At 66.4% G+C, this 639-nt stretch carries 2 protein-coding genes; one reads left to right on the top strand and one right to left on the bottom strand.

Annotation, left to right across the window (positions count from 1 at the left end):
- Positions 1–189: alpha/beta fold hydrolase (locus IMZ11_RS43220; protein ID WP_374463272.1), on the top strand; the 189-nt coding region annotated here is incomplete at its 5' end.
- 93 nt (positions 190–282) lie between these two features.
- Here IMZ11_RS43220 and IMZ11_RS43215 read toward each other — a convergent pair.
- A partial coding sequence (locus IMZ11_RS43215) for an NADP-dependent isocitrate dehydrogenase (RefSeq protein WP_228649449.1) occupies positions 283–639 on the bottom strand: 357 nt, incomplete at its 5' end.

The raw sequence follows: 639 nt of genomic DNA, 5'->3' as shown, positions 1-639 counted from the left end.
GAGAAGGACCGCGTGCTGCCCGCGCCGCGCTTCACCCGGCACTTCACCAACAGCCTGGCGCCGGACGCCGTCGTCACCACCCTCAAGGGGGTCGGACACGTCCCGATGTTCGAGGCACCCGACACCATCACCCGGTTGATCACCGAGTTCGTCGACCGGCACACGGACCAAACACGCGCGACGGGCTAACCGACTACGCGCGCAGGGCGTCCAGTCTGCGCTCAGATCGAGAAAACACGCGTTCCGGCGATCTGAGCGCAGACTCGGAGAGCTGAGCGCAGGCTAGGCCTTCTCGGCGGCCGCCAGCAGGTCGTTGAGCGTCTTGCTGGGGCGCATCACCGCAGCCGTCTTGTCCGGGTCCGGGTAGTAGTAGCCGCCGATGTCGGCCGGCTTGCCCTGTGCCGCATTGAGTTCGGAGACGATGGCCTGCTCCTGCTCACCGAGCGCCTTGGCCAGCGGTGCGAAGTGCGCAGCCAACTCCTTGTCCTCGGTCTGCTCGGCCAGCGCCTGCGCCCAGTACAGCGCGAGGTAGAACTGGCTGCCACGGTTGTCCAGCTCACCGGTCTTGCGTGACGGGGACTTGTTTTCGTCCAACAACTTTCCGGTCGCGGTGTCGAGCGCATGGGCCAACACCTTGGC

The organism is Microtetraspora sp. AC03309 (assembly GCF_020826795.1).
Classification (GTDB): domain Bacteria; phylum Actinomycetota; class Actinomycetes; order Streptosporangiales; family Streptosporangiaceae; genus Microtetraspora; species Microtetraspora glauca.
Note: the sequence above shows the minus strand (reverse complement) of the source record. Positions and strands in the feature narration are given on the sequence as shown.